This is a genomic window from Streptomyces sp. NPDC048507 (assembly GCF_043199995.1).
Lineage (GTDB): Bacteria > Actinomycetota > Actinomycetes > Streptomycetales > Streptomycetaceae > Streptomyces.
The window spans coordinates 945437-959667 of record NZ_JBICWZ010000001.1 but is presented as its reverse complement, the minus strand read 5'-3'; the positions used below and the strand labels follow the sequence as shown (position 1 = coordinate 959667).

Annotated in this window: 13 protein-coding genes; 3 read left to right on the top strand and 10 right to left on the bottom strand. The window is 74.9% G+C overall.

From position 1 onward, the window contains the following. Positions 1-148 precede the first annotated feature (148 nt). The gene (locus tag ACGFXC_RS04415; RefSeq protein WP_393709321.1) at positions 149-691 is read left to right on the top strand and encodes a hypothetical protein; all 543 of its coding nucleotides are present in this window, start codon (positions 149-151) and stop codon (positions 689-691) included. Positions 692-697: 6 nt separating this feature from the next. Here ACGFXC_RS04415 and ACGFXC_RS04410 read toward each other — a convergent pair whose 3' ends face one another. The 5 genes from ACGFXC_RS04410 to ACGFXC_RS04390 form a co-directional block, all read right to left on the bottom strand. After that, positions 698-2140: an NAD(P)/FAD-dependent oxidoreductase gene (locus ACGFXC_RS04410; RefSeq protein WP_393709319.1), complete on the bottom strand. Its 1443-nt coding sequence runs from the start codon at positions 2138-2140 to the stop codon at positions 698-700. 87 nt (positions 2141-2227) lie between these two features. Continuing rightward, positions 2228-3535 carry an MAB_1171c family putative transporter gene (locus tag ACGFXC_RS04405; RefSeq protein WP_393709318.1) on the bottom strand — a complete coding sequence of 436 codons (1308 nt, stop codon included), beginning with the start codon at positions 3533-3535 and terminating at the stop codon, positions 2228-2230. A 16-nt stretch (positions 3536-3551) separates the two neighbouring features. Then, entirely contained in the window at positions 3552-4805 is a 1254-nt protein-coding gene (locus ACGFXC_RS04400) for an MAB_1171c family putative transporter (protein ID WP_393709316.1), read from the bottom strand. Positions 4806-4816: 11 nt separating this feature from the next. Beyond that, complete coding sequence (locus ACGFXC_RS04395; RefSeq protein WP_393709314.1) at positions 4817-5410, bottom strand: toxin-antitoxin system, toxin component; 594 nt, start codon at positions 5408-5410, stop codon at positions 4817-4819. 107 nt (positions 5411-5517) lie between these two features. Beyond that, complete coding sequence (locus ACGFXC_RS04390) at positions 5518-6156, bottom strand: helix-turn-helix domain-containing protein (RefSeq protein WP_393709312.1); 639 nt, start codon at positions 6154-6156, stop codon at positions 5518-5520. A gap of 226 nt (positions 6157-6382) precedes the next feature. Here ACGFXC_RS04390 and ACGFXC_RS04385 point away from each other — a divergent pair, with 226 nt between their 5' ends. Further along, a complete protein-coding gene (locus tag ACGFXC_RS04385; protein WP_393709310.1) occupies positions 6383-6598 on the top strand; it encodes a hypothetical protein in 216 nt (71 codons plus the stop codon). A gap of 103 nt (positions 6599-6701) precedes the next feature. On the opposite strand, the gene ACGFXC_RS04380 is transcribed toward ACGFXC_RS04385, so the two are convergent. Both ACGFXC_RS04380 and ACGFXC_RS04375 read right to left on the bottom strand, forming a co-directional pair. Continuing rightward, on the bottom strand, positions 6702-7304 hold the full coding sequence (locus tag ACGFXC_RS04380) for a DUF4352 domain-containing protein (protein ID WP_393709309.1): 603 nt from the start codon (positions 7302-7304) through the stop codon (positions 6702-6704). Positions 7305-7439: 135 nt separating this feature from the next. After that, entirely contained in the window at positions 7440-10979 is a 3540-nt protein-coding gene (locus tag ACGFXC_RS04375) for a molybdopterin-dependent oxidoreductase (protein ID WP_393709307.1), read from the bottom strand. Positions 10980-11207: 228 nt separating this feature from the next. Between ACGFXC_RS04375 and thpR the strand changes: the two genes are divergently transcribed. Then, positions 11208-11828 (top strand): RNA 2',3'-cyclic phosphodiesterase, encoded by a 621-nt coding sequence (thpR, locus tag ACGFXC_RS04370; protein ID WP_393709305.1) that lies wholly within the window; start codon positions 11208-11210, stop codon positions 11826-11828. Positions 11829-11844: 16 nt separating this feature from the next. Here thpR and ACGFXC_RS04365 read toward each other — a convergent pair whose 3' ends face one another. Genes ACGFXC_RS04365 through ACGFXC_RS04355 form a run of 3 tightly spaced genes read right to left on the bottom strand, consistent with a single transcriptional unit; the run spans position 11845 to position 14230 of the window. After that, positions 11845-12357 (bottom strand): hypothetical protein, encoded by a 513-nt coding sequence (locus ACGFXC_RS04365; protein ID WP_393709303.1) that lies wholly within the window; start codon positions 12355-12357, stop codon positions 11845-11847. A gap of 2 nt (positions 12358-12359) precedes the next feature. Beyond that, positions 12360-12851: a hypothetical protein gene (locus ACGFXC_RS04360; RefSeq protein WP_393709301.1), complete on the bottom strand. Its 492-nt coding sequence runs from the start codon at positions 12849-12851 to the stop codon at positions 12360-12362. A 47-nt stretch (positions 12852-12898) separates the two neighbouring features. After that, positions 12899-14230: a hypothetical protein gene (locus ACGFXC_RS04355; RefSeq protein WP_393709299.1), complete on the bottom strand. Its 1332-nt coding sequence runs from the start codon at positions 14228-14230 to the stop codon at positions 12899-12901. Position 14231: the final 1 nt, after the last annotated feature.

The window sequence follows — 14231 nt, the reverse complement described above, 5'->3', positions numbered from 1 at the left end:
TCCCGCCATCCTCTCCCGGAACCCGCTGGTCAGGTCGGGTGGGGCGGGTTCCCGCGACTTCCCCGTCCGCCGTGAGGGTGCACGGCGGGCCGCCGCGCTCCGCTGACCGGCTGTCACGCACCCGATCCGGGGCGTAACCTGTCCGGTCATGACCGGGATCACGGACGCCAAGGGGCCCCAGGTGCCGCCGACCCACCCCCCGAGGACCCCGCCGCCCCCGAAACGGCCCGTGGAAGCGCCGCGACCGCAGCCGGGGAAGGGCGCGGCCGTGGACCTGCGCAAGCCGCCCCGGCTGGTGGTCCGCGACCGCAGGACGGCGGCGCTGACCTTCCCGGCCGACCGGTGGGCGGCCGCGAAGGCGGCCCGGCAGGCGGTGGCGACCGTGCGCGCCTGGCGGCTGCCGGTCGCCGACGACGGCGATCTGGCCACGGCCGTACGGCTGTTCGTCGACAGCGCGGCGGGCGGCGGCGGAAAGCGGGTCAGCGTGCACCTCGGCGACCGGGACGGCCAGGTGCTCGCCCTGGTCCTCGGCCACCGCACCGCCCCCGCGTCCGCGGGGTGTCCGGACGGTGTGCTCGGTGACGTCGCGGCGATGGGGACGGTGACCGGCTGCGGCACCGACAGCGCCGGGGACGGCCGCCGCCTGTGGGCCGTCATCGACACCACCCCGCAGCCCGGCGCCACCGCCTGAGGAACCTCAGCGGGCCGACGGGAGCGGGTGGTCCGCGCGCAGCAGGGTGCGTTCGCGGGTGGTGAGCTGCGGGGCGTCCAGGGCCGGGAGCAGGGGGCCGCGTACGGCGCCCAGCAGGACGCGGGGCCTGACCAGGGTCGTGAGCGGGGCCTGGAGGGAGGTGACGTCGGTGAGGTCCCGGACCATGGCGAGGCTGCCGCAGCTGGTGGCGACCAGGCGGTCCACGTACCGGGCGAGGATCCGGTCGCGGAGGCTCGGGGCGCCGCCGCGGACCTCCGGGTAGAAGACGTCCTGTCCGACGGCCAGGTCCCACGCCGCGGCCACCGGCGCGGCCACGGCCCGCTGGACGCGGCGGGAGAGGCGGGGCGAGCCGACGCCCCGGAGCCGGACCAGGTCGCGCAGGACGAGCGCGCACTGGGCGGCGACGGACATACCGTGCCCGTACAGGGGGTTGAAGGCGGCGAGGGCGTCGCCCAGCACCACGAAACGTTCCGGCCAGGCCCTGGCCCGCTCGAAGTAGCGGCGGGTGTTGCGCGTGCTGCGGCTGACCGTCACGCCCGTCAGGGGTTCGAGGTGGGAGATGACGTCGCCGACCAGGGGGTGGCGCAGCCCGCGCGCGAAGGGCGCGAAGTCGCCCGGTTCCGCCGTCGGCTCCCCCGCCCGCGTCCCCGTCTCGGTGACGATCCACCGGCCGTCCTCCACCGGGAGGATGCTGGCGCTCTGTCCCGCGCTCCCGCTCCTCGGGTCGGACTGCACGCTGATGACGGGGAAGCCGGCGGCCTCCGGCGGGGCCCGGAAGACGCGCGTCGCGTACACGAGGCCGAGGTCCAGGGACCGCTCGGGCACCGCGGGCACCCCGAGCTCCGCCAGGTGGCGGGGGGCGCGGGAGCCGCGTCCGCTCGCGTCGACGACGAAGTCCGCCTCCAGGCACCGCGTCCGGCCGTCCGCCGTCCGCAGGCGCACCCCGGTGACGCGGGAGGCCATTCCCGTGAGTCCCTCGACGGCGGTGTGCGGCAGGAACCGCACTCCCCCGCCCTCCCGAACGAGGTCCCGTACGACGGAGTCCAGGAGCGGCCGGCCGCAGCCGATCACGAAGTGCGTCTCGGCGCCCCAGCGGCGGAACCAGCCCTGTGCGCTGAGGGCGACCATGTGGCTGGGTACGGGAATGCGGTTGGCGCCGGCGGCGAGCCAGCGGTCGGTGACGCCGGGCAGGAGGGCTTCGGCGGCACGGACGCCGCCGCTCCAGAACATGTGGGCGTGGTGCGCCTGGGGCAGGCCCTTGCGGTCGGCCGGACCCTGCGGCAGTTCGTCCCGCTCGACGACCACCACCTCGTCGACCGCGTCGCGCAGCGCGGCCGCCGCCAGCATCCCGGCGAGGCTGCCGCCGATGACGACGGCCCTTCTGCGGACCGCGCCGGGGGTGGGGGTGGTGGTGCTCGGGTCACTCATGTGGTCGTTCTCCAGGGGCCGCCGGCCGGCGGCCGTGTGTGGATGCGGGGAAGGGGGACGGGGGGGTGGGGGTGCGCGGGGGCGTGCTCAGGTCGCGCGGCCGTCGGCGGGGGCCGTTTCGGCGGGGCGGGCGCGCCCGGCGGCGCGCGGAACGGTCCGCGGCAGGACGTGCGGGGTCCGGGAATCGCAGGGCGCGCCCGCGTCGCACCGGTCGCACGGCGCCGGGATCTGCGTGCGCAGGGCCGCCCGGGGCGGTGCCTGGGCCGGCTGCGGCACACCGGTCCGCGCGCGGGCCGCCGTGGCGCGCAGGGCGTCGGAGAGCCGGACGAGCTCCTCGTCGGCGCCCTCCAGCAGGGCTTCGAGCCCGCCGTGCGCCGTCGAGGGCGCGCCGCGGAACGCCGCGATCACCAGCGCGGCGTGCCGTTCCGCCTCCGGCTTGAGCGCTCCTGGTCCGGTCACGAAAGCCGGTCCGCCGGACGCCCCGTCACGGTCCAGGTAGGGCGACAGCAGCCGCAGGCCGTCCCGGATGTCGCAGACCCGCCTGAGGTGCCGGCGGCTCAGCGAGGACCACCACGGTATGGGGACCAGTTCGTACGGGGTGATCGCGCGGGCGGTCCGCCACAGCGGTCCGAGCCTGCGGTACTGGGTCCACTGGCGCCACCCACGGGCCAGCGCCTGGCTGACCGAGGGCAGGGCGAAGCCGACGCACTGGCACAGCGTGGCCAGGGAGGCCAGCGTCGGGGCGAAGGTGGTGCTGGTCCAGTCCCAGTCGAGGCCGGTCCAGCGGGCGCCGACGGCGACGAGCTTGAGGACGGCGTACCCCAGGCTGAACAGCGAACCGGTCACGATGAGGAGCAGGCCGACGCGCAGCAGGCCCGCGACCTCGCGGGCCCAGCGCCAGCACAGCACGGCCAGCACCAGGGTGGCGAGCGCATGGGCGAGGAGGTAGAGGACGATCATCTCGCGCAGGTACGCGGCGGTGGCGTAGTAGGTGTCGAAGTCCCGCAGCCGTTCGTCGGACGCGTGGCCGAGGGCGAACAGGGTGACCAGCGCGGCGATGACCGCCCCGTACACGCCGACGCACCATCGCGTGGCGGCGCGGCGGCGCTCCTCGGGACCTCCCCGCCACATGATGGTCAGGTTGATGAGGCCCGCGCTCCCGGCCGTGAGGATGATGTAGACGAGCGGTGCGGAGAAGTTGGTGATGCCCGTGAACTGGTTCACCCGGGAGATGGTCGCCGGGGCCGCGAAGAAGAACACGACGGCGCCCAGGGGGAGCACGACGGCGACCGAGCGGACGAGCGGGTCGTGCCAGTGCCGGACGAACCCGGGCAGGCGCAGGGCGAAGGCGACCAGCAGCACGGCGGCCGGGAGGTAGTAGTAGATGTCTCTCATGAGCGTCTCCAGGCCATCACGCGTGCTCCCGCTCGGCGGGCAGCGGCCTCGTCACGGGGTGCGTACGGGCCTTCGGCAGGGTTTTCCATCGGGGCCGGGGCGGCCGGGCCGTGGGCAGCGAGCGGGAGATGCGGACCAGCTCGTGGTGTTCGCTCGTGCCCTCCTGGAGGACCCGGGACTCGGCGATGACCCGTCGCTCCGGATCCGCGTGGAGCGCCTCGACCGCGGCCACGATCATGGCGGCGTCCGCGAGGGCCGCGGCCCCCTCGCCTCCTGCACCCCGGCCGCCGCCACTGCCGGAGCCGCTGCCGGAGCCGGCCTGGCCGGCCGCGGCCAGCGCGGCGGCGTGGACGCGGGCGCGCAGGCCGAGGTCGAAGTAGGGGTTGAGGGTGAGCAGTCCGTCGTGGATGGCGGACTCGCGCTGGAGACGGCGTACGCCCACCGGGGCGAGCAGCGGCACGCTGACGGCGGGAGCGCCGTCCGACAGGCCGCCCACCAGCCGTGACAGCGGGCCCAGTTGGCGGTAGTGGACCCACTCCCGCCAGGGCCCCCGGAAACGCTGGACGACGAGCGGCAGGCCGAAGCCGAACGCGATGAAAGGGGCGCTGGCCGTGCCGAACGGGCGGGCCAGGTCGGTGCTGAGGTAGTCCCAGTCCAGGCCCGCCCAACGGGCACCGATGGCGGTGAACTTGCACACGTCGAAGCAGACGGAGAGGGAGTAGCCCACCACGATGAGGGCCAGGCCCACGCGCAGTTCACCGGTCACCTCGCGCAGCCAGCGCCAGCACAGGAACGACATCAGCAGCGCCGAGACGGTGTGGACCAGGAGGTAGAGCACGATCATCTCGCGGAGGTACGCGCTGCCGGAGTAGTAGGTGTCGAAGTCCCGCAGCCGCTCCACGGGGGCGCTGCCGAGGGCGAACAGGGCGAAGAGCGCCGCGCAGACGGCGCAGTAGGCGCCGATGCACCAGCGCTTCGCCCGCCGGATGTGTCCGGGCCGGCCGCCGCGCCAGTTGATGACCAGGACGAGGCCCGAACCGGCGCAGGCGGTGAGCAGGGAGTAGACGAGGGGCGCCGCGAAGTTCGGCACGCCGGTGACCTCGTTGACCTTGGCGATCATCGGGACGGCGGCGAAGACGAACACCCCGACGGCGGTCAGCAGCAGCGCCCCCACCGACCGCAGCAGCGGGTCACGGGGGTTGCGCAGCAGGGCGGGCAGCCTGAGCAGGCCGACCAGGACGCCCAGTGCCACGGGGAGGCAGGAGTTCACGTCGAACACGGTCAGCCACGCTCACCGAGGTGGCCGAGGGCCACCTCTATGCGGCCGGAGGTCGTCTCCCGGTCGAGCAGCTGGGGGGCGCCGGCGGACAGCAGGTGCCGTACGGCGTGGGCCAGTTCCAGACCGTAGCGTTCCGCGGCCTGTTCCTGCCGTGCGTGGCTCCTGGCGGCCGTGCCGTCCTCACCGACGAGTTCGGGACTCTGACGGCCCGCGACGGCGAGCACCGACTCGACGACGTGCTGTAAGTCGGCGTCGTGGCGCAGGAGCCGGGCGGCCAGCGAGCGCTCGGCGACGCGCTGGTGGCAGTGGCCCAGTTCCAGGTGCCGCAGCTCGTGGCCCGTGATGATCAGCTGATGGAGGGGCACGGTCCGCTTTTCCACCACGACGAGGTCCCGCTCGCCGAGGTCGAGGGCGAGCCCGCTGGCGGTCCCCGGGGGGAAGGAGGTGGTACGGAACTCGATCTTCCGGGCGCGGCGCTCCCCCATCGCCTCGCAGAGCGCGCGGCACATCTCCTCGCCCGGCACCGGGGCCTCGAGGTGGCTGACCGCGCCCACGAGGGCGCCTACCGACTGCCGGATCTCCCGCTGCTTGAACACGCCGTTCTCCCCTGGCCCCGCTCTGCCCTGTCCTGCCTGCCCTGACCCCGCTGGTATCGCCCGCCGCCCGTGCCGCCCCGTGCCGCCGCCCGCTCCCGCCGCGGCCCTCAGCGCGGACCGGCGGCCATGTCCGGAGCCCGCGCCGGGCTTTCTCCGGCCGACCGCTCGGTCATGTACGCGTCGAGCCACTGGAGCAGCCTCGTACGGTCGCCCTCGGACAGCAATGCCGCGCGCAGGGCGATTCCGTCGACGCCGTGCCGGGCGTACAGGGACGCGGCGGCGTCGCGCGCCGTCCATTCCCGCAGCAGCGCCTGTTCGACCTCGGCCAGCGCGCCCGCCAGCGCGTCCGCGTCCTCGGACTGCAGGAACCCGGCCGGGCGGCGGAAGAACTTCTCCAGCCGCGAGCAGTGGTCCATCGTGGGCCGCCGGTCGCCGCCGAGCAGCGCCTGGACCTGCTGGCGGGAGATGCCGCTCTGCGCGGCGATCTCGCCGTGCGAGTACTTGCGGCCGTTGTCCTTGCGGTGCGCGTCGTGCAGGAGGTCGAGGCGCTGGCGGAAGCGGCGGTGGATGTCCGGCTCCCCGGCAGGCCGGCCCCGGAGCAGCTCCCGGACCACGTCGAGGGGGACGCCGGAGGCCAGGCTCAGCGCCCGGGGGTCCAGCACCTCCTGCCGGCCGCGCCCGAGCCGGGCGCCGAGGTCGGCGATCCGGTCCAGGACGGCGGGGGGCACGGATAAGGCTTCTGTCACCGGTCACACTCCCAGCAGCACGGACCACACCGAACGGACACCCGGCCCACACACCGGGCCCACACCTGACCCTGCCACAGTTGTGGCAGATCAGCAGCAGTTCCCCGGCCGATCTGCCACCGCCGTGGCAGATTTCTTCCCCGGGTCCCGGGGGCGGACCGGCCGGCGGGAGCGCGGGGCCGCGCGGTGTCGTGACGTCGGGGCGCCCTGCCGCGTTGTGCTCCCCATGGACGAGATGCTGGACGTGTTCCTCGACGGGGTGACCGAGCCCCGCCTGAAGCTGATCAGCGCCGACGAGGCCCGGGCCCTGATGATCCTGCTCGGCGAGCTCGACGACGGCGTTCGCCCCGAGGTGGTCAGGAGGGCGGCGGGCGAACTGCGGTTCAGGCTCAGCACCCGGCTGGCCGCGCCCGTCGACCCGCCGCCGCTCCGGCGCGACTGAGCGCGGGCAGGAAGCGCTCGATGTGCCCGTGTGCGCAGCCGGAGCGCCGGAGGAAGGAGACCGGGCCGTAGGACCGGGCCTCCCGGGAAGTCTCCGGCCCGCCCTACCTGACGGGGGCGCTGTACGTCTTGCCGAGCAGGCCGTTCTTGAAGTGGACGGTCTTCGCCGCCAGCTTGCCCTTCACGGTGACGGTGCCGGTGACCTTCTCGCCCCTGGCGAGCTGGACGGTGTCGATCTGGTCCTCGGCCGCGGCCAGTTCGGCGCTCCTGCGCGTCCCGTCCTGCGCGGTGACCTCGAAGTAGAGCACGTTCACGCTCACTTCCTCGTCACCGTTGTTCGTCACCGTGACCCGGACGGACGTGAAGTCACGGCCCTCGGAAAGGAGGGTGGGCCTGAACTCCGCCGTCGAGGCGGTCAGTTCCACCTCCGGCGCGGCGGCCTTCACCGGAGCCGGGAGCGGGTCGGGCCCGGCGGGGTCCGCGGCGGGCGGCGCCGCGGCCGCCTTCCGGCCCTTGGCCTCGCCGTCCTTGACCGCGTCGCCGCCCGCCATGAGCGCGCCACAGGCCGCGAGGAGGACCGAGAGGCCGACCAGGCCGCCGCAACCGATTCCGATGATCTTGCCGACGCTGTTCTTCTTCGGGGGCTGAGGGGGGACGGGGTGTCCGTAGGGCGGGGGCGGGTACTGGCCGGGGTACGGGTTGCTCATGGTGGTTCCTTCGGTGCTCGGGGGCCGGCGCCCGTGGAGCTGCCAGCCTGCACGAGAAGGCCGTACACCGCGCCGCCCGCCAGTTCGATCACCCGGATAGGGGGAGACGGGAGACGGCGCGGCCCCCGGCGCCGGTCAGGCGTCGAGGACGAGATCGCAGGCGGGCACGGACTGGCAGGTCAGTACGTCCGTGTCGGGAAGGTCGTCGGACGGGGTGACCAGATGGGTCACCCGCCCTTCGAGGAGGGTGCGGGCGCAGCTCTCGCACTGGCCCACCCGGCAGCCGCTGGGCATCGCGACGCCCGCGGCCTCGCCGAGGGCGAGGAGGGTGCCGTCGTCCTTGCGCCAGGTGACTTCGCGTCCGGAGCGGGCGAAGCGGACCGTGAAGGCGGCGTCGTCGGGGAGGTCCGGCTCGCGGGGTGCGGCGCGGAACTTCTCGCTGAAGATCTCGAAGCGGGGTACGCCGCGCTCCACGAGGCCTTCGGTGAGGGAACGCAGCATCGGCTCGGGGCCGCAGAGGTAGAAGCGGGCGCGGCGGCCGATGAGGTCCGCGTCGATGTCGGCGGCCGTGATCCGGCCGGTCCGGCCGTGGGCGCGGCCGGCCGGGTCGGTGTGGTGGCCGATGACGCGCAGCGCGGGAATCCGGGCGGCCAGCTCCCGCAGCCGCTCGCGGAAGGGGTGGTCGGCCGCACTGGCGTTGCCGTGGTGCAGGACGACCTCGGGGACGGTGCCGCCGGTGCGGGCGAGGGTCTCCAGGTACCCGAGGAAGGGGGTGACGCCGATGCCGCCCGCGAGGAGGACCACCGGCCGGCCGGTGTGGGTGGGTACGGCGAACACCCCGGAGGGGGTCCCGAGGTGAAGCCGGTCGCCGACCCGCAGCCCCTCGTGGACGAGGGTGGAGAAGCTTCCGCCGGGGACGTGGCGCACGGCGAACCGGTAGCCGGTGCGGCCGGGTTCGACGGCGGGGCCGGTCAGGGAGTAGCAGCGTGCCCCGGCGGCGTCCCGGGGGCCGCCGTCCGGCCCCTCGGCCCGCACGCTCACGTGCTGACCGGGGCGGTGGTCGGGCAGGGGCCCGCCGTCACAGGGTTCCACGCGCACGGCGAGCACCGCGGGGCCGGCCTCGTCGAGGGCGGTGACGGTGAAGGGGCGGGTGCCCGGCCAGGCCCCGTCGGCGGGGGCGGGGCGGATCTCGCAGGCGGCGGCGCGCAGCGGCGCCGAGCCGCTGAGCGGGTCGGTGACCGTGTGTCCCACGAGCCGGTTGAAGTTGCTCCCGCCGGGGCCCGTCGGGTCGGCGCCGGGCAGGGCCAGGTCCGGGGCGTCCTGCCACCAGCCGTACTCGCCGACGACGACGCCGGGGTGGAGGGAGGCGTCGAAGCGGGCGCGCAGGCGGATGGATCCGAGCGGGGTGCTGACCTCGGTCCACTGTCCCTCGGCGATGCCGCGGGCCGCGGCGGTGGCGGGGTGGAGGTCGACCGCCGGGTCGGCTGCGCGGCGGCGCAGCGAGGACACGGAGCGGTGCTGGCTGTGGAGGTAGTACCCGTGCTTGGCGCAGGTCAGGACGAGGGGGAAGGCGGGGGTGGTGGGGGCGGGGTCACGGTGCTCGGGGACGGGCGGGTAGCCGTGTTCCAGGAGTCGCTGCGAGTAGAGCTCGACGCGGCGGGTGGGCGTGGCGAACCCGGCCACGGGCCCGTCCCCGGAGACGGACCCGTCCCCGGAGACGGACCCGTCCCCGGAGACGGACCCGGCGGCTCCGGCGGCTCCGGCGGCTCCGGTCGGGACGGCGGCCGCAGCGGCCGACCCGCAGGGTGCGGCCGGCGCGGGCGGCGCCGCCGGAGCGGCCGGGGCCGCGTAGCCGCGCGGGGTGTCGGGGCGCGGGACGCGGATCCCGCCGGGGTGGGCGCGCAGTTCCTCCGTGGTCAGGCCCAGGGGTTCGAGCTGCCAGTTCCAGGCCGCCTCGATGTCCCCGTCGAAGAACTCCGCGCCCAGCCCGAGGCGGCGGGCCAGGTCGAAGACGACCTCGGTGTCGCTGCGGGACTCCCCCTGCGGCTCCACCATGCGCGGGCGCAGCTGTACCTGCTCCTGCGCCCGGTGGCCGGCCTCGAAGCCGAACCGCAGGGCCTCGTGCTCGTACGCGCTGTTCACGGGCAGGACGATGTCGGCGCTGGCGGAGGTCGGGTTGTGGAACAGGTCGAGGTGGACCTGGAAGTCGAGGGTGCGCAGGGCCCGCGCGGTGCGGTCGGAGCCGGGCTGGGCGACGACCAGGTTGGAGCCGAAGCCGATCAGCGCCCGGACCGGGTACGGGCGTCCGGTCTCCACGGCGGTGCACAGGTCGCCCGCGTTGACGTAGCCGGACGCGGGCGGGCCGAGCGGGTGCCGGTCGAGGCCGAGGGCCTTGGCCCGCTGCCCGGGGGCGATCAGATGTGGGCTGGACGCGGCGCGGTAGGGCGGGGCGGGGGCGACCCGGTTGCCGCCCGGCGCGTCGTACGAACCGGTCAGCGCGTAGAGGGTGGCCAGGGCGCGCTCGGTCTGGGTGGCGTTGGCGCTCTGCCCGACGCCGGTCCAGCCGTAGTACGTCACCGACGGGGCGGCGGCGATCTCCGCGGCCAGCGCCCGGACCTCCCGCTCGGGGATCCAGGTCGTGGCCGCGACCCGGGCGGGCGGCCAGGCGGCGCAGGCCCGCGCGTAGTGCGCGAAGGCGGGCTCGCAGCCGATGACGGAACCGTCCCGGAGCGTGATCGGCCGGACTCCGCGCAGGGCGAAGCGTTCGGGGCGGCGGGCCGCGCGGGCGGTGTCGTACGCCTCGGCCCGGCCGCGCTCCTCGTCGAAGACGGCGAAGCCCGGGCCGGCCGGGTCCTGCCCGGGCAGGTCCCGGGCGCGCAGGAAGCGGCCGGTGTCGGCGCGGACGAGGAGCGGCCCGTTGGTCCAGGCCCGGACGAACGCGTCGTCGTACCCGTCGTCCTCGATGAGCAGGTGGGCGAGGCCCAGGGCGAGCGCGGCGTCGGTGCCGGGGCGCACCCGCAGCCAGCGGTCGGCGCGCAGGGCGCTGGTGGAGCGGCGCGGGTCGACGACGGCCAGCTTCATGCCGCGGCTCTGGGCGGTGGCGATGGCGGTGGACTGGGCCAGCCAGGTCTTGGCCGGGTTGAAGCCCCACAACAGGGCGAGGCCGGCGGCGGCGTAGTCGGGCGGGGGCAGCGGGGTGCCGAAGGTGAAGGCGTGGGCGGAGTCCTTGTGCCAGTTGCAGATTTCGGCGCTGTAGACGGTGTTCGGGCTGCCGAAGAGCCGTACGAGGCGTTCGATCCACTCGGTGGCGTCCGAGACCATCGTGCCCGAGGGGGTGGCGACGGCGAACGCGACCGCCTCGGGCCCGTCGGCGGCGGCGATGGCTCCGAGGCGGGCGGCGATCTCGTCCATGGCCTCGTCCCACGAGACCGGCACCCAGCCGGGGTCGGGGTCCGTCTTGGGGTTCGTCCGGCGCAGCGGGGTGGTGAGCCGTCGGGTGCTGTGCGCGATCTCCGGGGCGGAGCGCCCCTTGGGACACATCGCCGCGCCGGTGGGGTGGTCGGGATCGGGGCGGACGCCGGTGAGCCGGCCGTCCTCGATGGTGTAGACCGCACCGCAGCGGGACTTGCACAGGGTGCAGAATCCGCGCTTCTCTTCCTTCACCACGACCTTCACGACGACCCTCCGCCACGGGCCCGGCCCCTTCGCCGGCCTCTCGTTCCATTGCACACCCGTCCGGCGGGCCACTCCGCGGGCCGTTCGCCCCGACCCCGGGGACCAAGGGCCCGGGGCCCGCTGCCGTCCGGCCGTGGCGGGGGGCCGGTAGACTCCTGCGGTCGATCGCGCTACCGGCGCCCGCCCCGCCCCGCGCTGGACGGCAGCACGGCACGTACGGAACAGAAGATGACTGAAGCACCCGAGCACGACAGGACGTCCCCGGTGGCCGGGCCGCCGCAGAGCCCGACCGTCCGGCTGTTCATCGCCCTCGCTCCGCCCGACGCGGCGAAGGACGAGCTGGCCGAGGAGCTGCGTCCCGCGTACGAGGCGCATCCGCGCATGCGGTGGAACCGGATCGAGGACTGGCACATCACGCTGGCGTTCCTCGGGGAGCTGCCGGTGTCCACCGTCGCGCTGCTGCGGCCGCCGCTGGCGCGACTCGCGGCCGGGCGGCGCCCGTTGTCCCTGGCGCTGCGCGGCGGCGGCCACTTCGACGAGCGGGTGCTGTGGAGCGGGATCGACGGGGACCTCGCGGGGCTGCACGGGCTGGCCGACGCGGTGCGGACCCTGGTCGGGGAGTGCGGGGTCGTCTTCCAGGGGCGGCCGCTGCGGCCCCATCTGACCCTGGCCCGGTCCCGTCGGGACACCCCCTCCTGTGCGGTGGAGGCGGCCGCCGGGCTGGCCGGGTTCACGGGGCGGCCCTGGGAGGCGGAGCGGCTGCACCTGGTCGGCAGCAACGTGGGGCGCGGACCGGGGCCGATCCACTACCGGGACATCGAAGCCTGGCCGTTCACCGGCGGGGCCTGAGCACGGGCCGCCCGCGTCAGCACTTGCGCACCCCGTGCCAGGTCCAGCCGGCGGCGAGGACGGCGTCGCGGAGCGGGTTCTTCATGTCCCGGGTGACGTGCAGGTCGAAGGAGACCACCTTCTGCCGGGTTCCGTCGGGACCGCGCTCGTAGGACCACTCCTTGTGCACCCGCCGGATGGGACCGCGGCCGTGTTCGCGCTGCACGGTCCGGCCGGGCGGGGCGCCGGCCCGCGTCACGGCCCACTGTTCGTCCGCCGCGCGCACCTCGCGCTCCCCGGGGACCAGCCGCAGCCAGATCCGGAAGGTGCGCTCGACCTGCCGGCGGGCCGCTCCGGAACCCGTCGGGGGTTCCGTCACCTGCCACGACGCCACCAGGTCGGCCCCGTGCCCCCCGGCCTCGCCGACGGTGAACGGCACGTCCCCGGCGCCCACGGCGAGCAGCACCTCGCGCAGTTCGGTGGTCGTGACCGCCCGTACGGCGGGGTCCGGGCGCCTCGTGCCCGTGTACGCGTCCCAGAGGCGGCCCATGGCTAGGCCCCTTCCCCGGTGTCGGGCCGTACGCTGCGCACGAACTCCTGGAAGTCGGGCAGGACGCCGTCGTGCTGGGCCGCGGTGGCGGTGAGGGCCAGCCGGAGCACGGCCCTGCGGTGCGGGTCGGCGGTGTCGACGAGCGCCAGGTAGACCTGGGACTGGACGAGGTCGCGGGCGACGCCCCCGGCGACGGCGCTGAAGGTGAGCCGCTGGGTGAGCGCGGGCGAATCGGCGGTCCCGGCCTCGCGCCGGTGGACGAGGCGGACGGAGCCGGCGACCTGGCGCAGCCGCTCCGCCGATTCGTCGGCGAGTTCGACCAGGCTCGCCTCCTCGGGCGGGAACCCGCCGTCGATGGTGATGTTGGCGGCGAATCCGGAGTCGGGGTGCGGGTGCACCGCCGCGAAGGCCACGCCGGGGTCCACGTCGCCGCGGGCCGGGAGCCAGCCCTCGGGCAGACGGAATTCGATCGGTACCGGCAGTGCCGTGGGCATGTCGGGTGTTCCTTCCAGCAGGGGTACGGGGTGCGGGGGCGGGTCCGTCAGTCGAACCAGCCGCCGACGGTGTCCTTGACGTCGCCCGCGGTGTCGCCCACGAAGTCGGCGACGTCTCCGGCGGCCTCGCTGACCTTGTGCGGGTCGACGGTGATCTCCAGTCCGACGGCGCCGCCGAGACCCGGGGCGAGTCCGGCCTTGCCGCCGATCTTCCACGCGCCGGTGTCCGGGTCCTTGCGGACGCCCCACGAGGCCTCCGCGCCCGCGCCCGCCCAGCCCTCGCCCGTCACACCGACGCCGATGCCACCGGCCTCCACGCCGGTGGCGCCGGATATCTTGCCGCCGGCGAAGGCCTTCGCGCCGACGCCGACCTCGGTCTTGGTGGCCTTCGCGCTGACGGACGCCTCGCCTCCGGCGAAGCCTTCGAGCCGTCCGTAGCCGCCGATCTGACCGTACTCGACGCGGCCCTCGGTCAGCGCCCTGATGCCCGCGGAGGCCTCGGCCTTGCCGGAGACGCCCTGGTCGGTGAAGCCCCAGTTGGCGCTGGCCCGGGCTCCGGCGTACATGTCGTCGACGCCGGAGAGCGTCCAGCGTCCGTCGGTCACCGATCCCTTGGCCGTGGCGTGGAAGAGGTCCGCGTACGCCTTGACGGAGCCTTCCTTGCCGTACTTGGTTCCGCTGACGGAGAAGCCCGCGTCGGGTCCGGTCACCGTGGTGGGGTCGCTCTTCCCCGGTGTGCCCGGATCGCCGGGCAGGGTCTTCGGGGCCTTCGCGAGGTCGCCCTCGGGGTGGGCGTTGAAGCCGGTCAGCGTCTCGTCGGCGCCCTTGCCGAGGGCGTCGCGGTTGCTGTCGACGACGGCGGCGCTCAGCGCCGCCCGCACGTGTACGTCGAGCTCGCTGACGGCGCTCACCCGGTCGTCGAGGTGCTTCTGCCACGCTCCGACGGCCTCGCCGATCGCCTTCTGCCCGTCGGGGTCGTGGTGGTAGGCGCTGCGCTCGGACGGGGTGAGCCGTGCGTAGTCGAAGGCGACGTGTCCCTGTTCGGAGACGGTCATCCCGGCGGCGACGGCGTCGGCGCGGGCGCTCTCCAGCTTCTTCCTGAGGTCGGTGAAGCCCTCGTGGGCGTCGCGCAGCAGGCTGGCGATGGCCTTGGCCTGGCTCTGGGCGGCGGTGTACTCGTAGCGGGTCGCCTTGAAACTGGTGTGCGCGGTACCGGCGCTGACGCCGGACCAGTCCGGTCCCATGGTGATCTTCTGGACGGATTCGCCGTAGCGGGTCTCGACCTTCTTCAGCTCGCCCGCCATGGAGTCCCACTTGGCGGCGGCCGTGCCGAGCAGGCCCAGGTCGGTGTTCATGACCTCGTGGTACTTCAGCGCCATG

Coding starts and splice junctions, on each gene's coding strand:
- ACGFXC_RS04365 (WP_393709303.1), bottom strand. CDS start 12,357: ATGGGCCGCCTCTGGGACGCGTACACGGGCACGAGGCGCCCGGACCCC.
- thpR (WP_393709305.1), top strand. CDS start 11,208: ATGACTGAAGCACCCGAGCACGACAGGACGTCCCCGGTGGCCGGGCCG.
- ACGFXC_RS04380 (WP_393709309.1), bottom strand. CDS start 7,304: ATGAGCAACCCGTACCCCGGCCAGTACCCGCCCCCGCCCTACGGACAC.
- ACGFXC_RS04355 (WP_393709299.1), bottom strand. CDS start 14,230: ATGGCGCTGAAGTACCACGAGGTCATGAACACCGACCTGGGCCTGCTC.
- ACGFXC_RS04360 (WP_393709301.1), bottom strand. CDS start 12,851: ATGCCCACGGCACTGCCGGTACCGATCGAATTCCGTCTGCCCGAGGGC.
- ACGFXC_RS04405 (WP_393709318.1), bottom strand. CDS start 3,535: ATGAGAGACATCTACTACTACCTCCCGGCCGCCGTGCTGCTGGTCGCC.
- ACGFXC_RS04415 (WP_393709321.1), top strand. CDS start 149: ATGACCGGGATCACGGACGCCAAGGGGCCCCAGGTGCCGCCGACCCAC.
- ACGFXC_RS04410 (WP_393709319.1), bottom strand. CDS start 2,140: ATGAGTGACCCGAGCACCACCACCCCCACCCCCGGCGCGGTCCGCAGA.
- ACGFXC_RS04385 (WP_393709310.1), top strand. CDS start 6,383: ATGGACGAGATGCTGGACGTGTTCCTCGACGGGGTGACCGAGCCCCGC.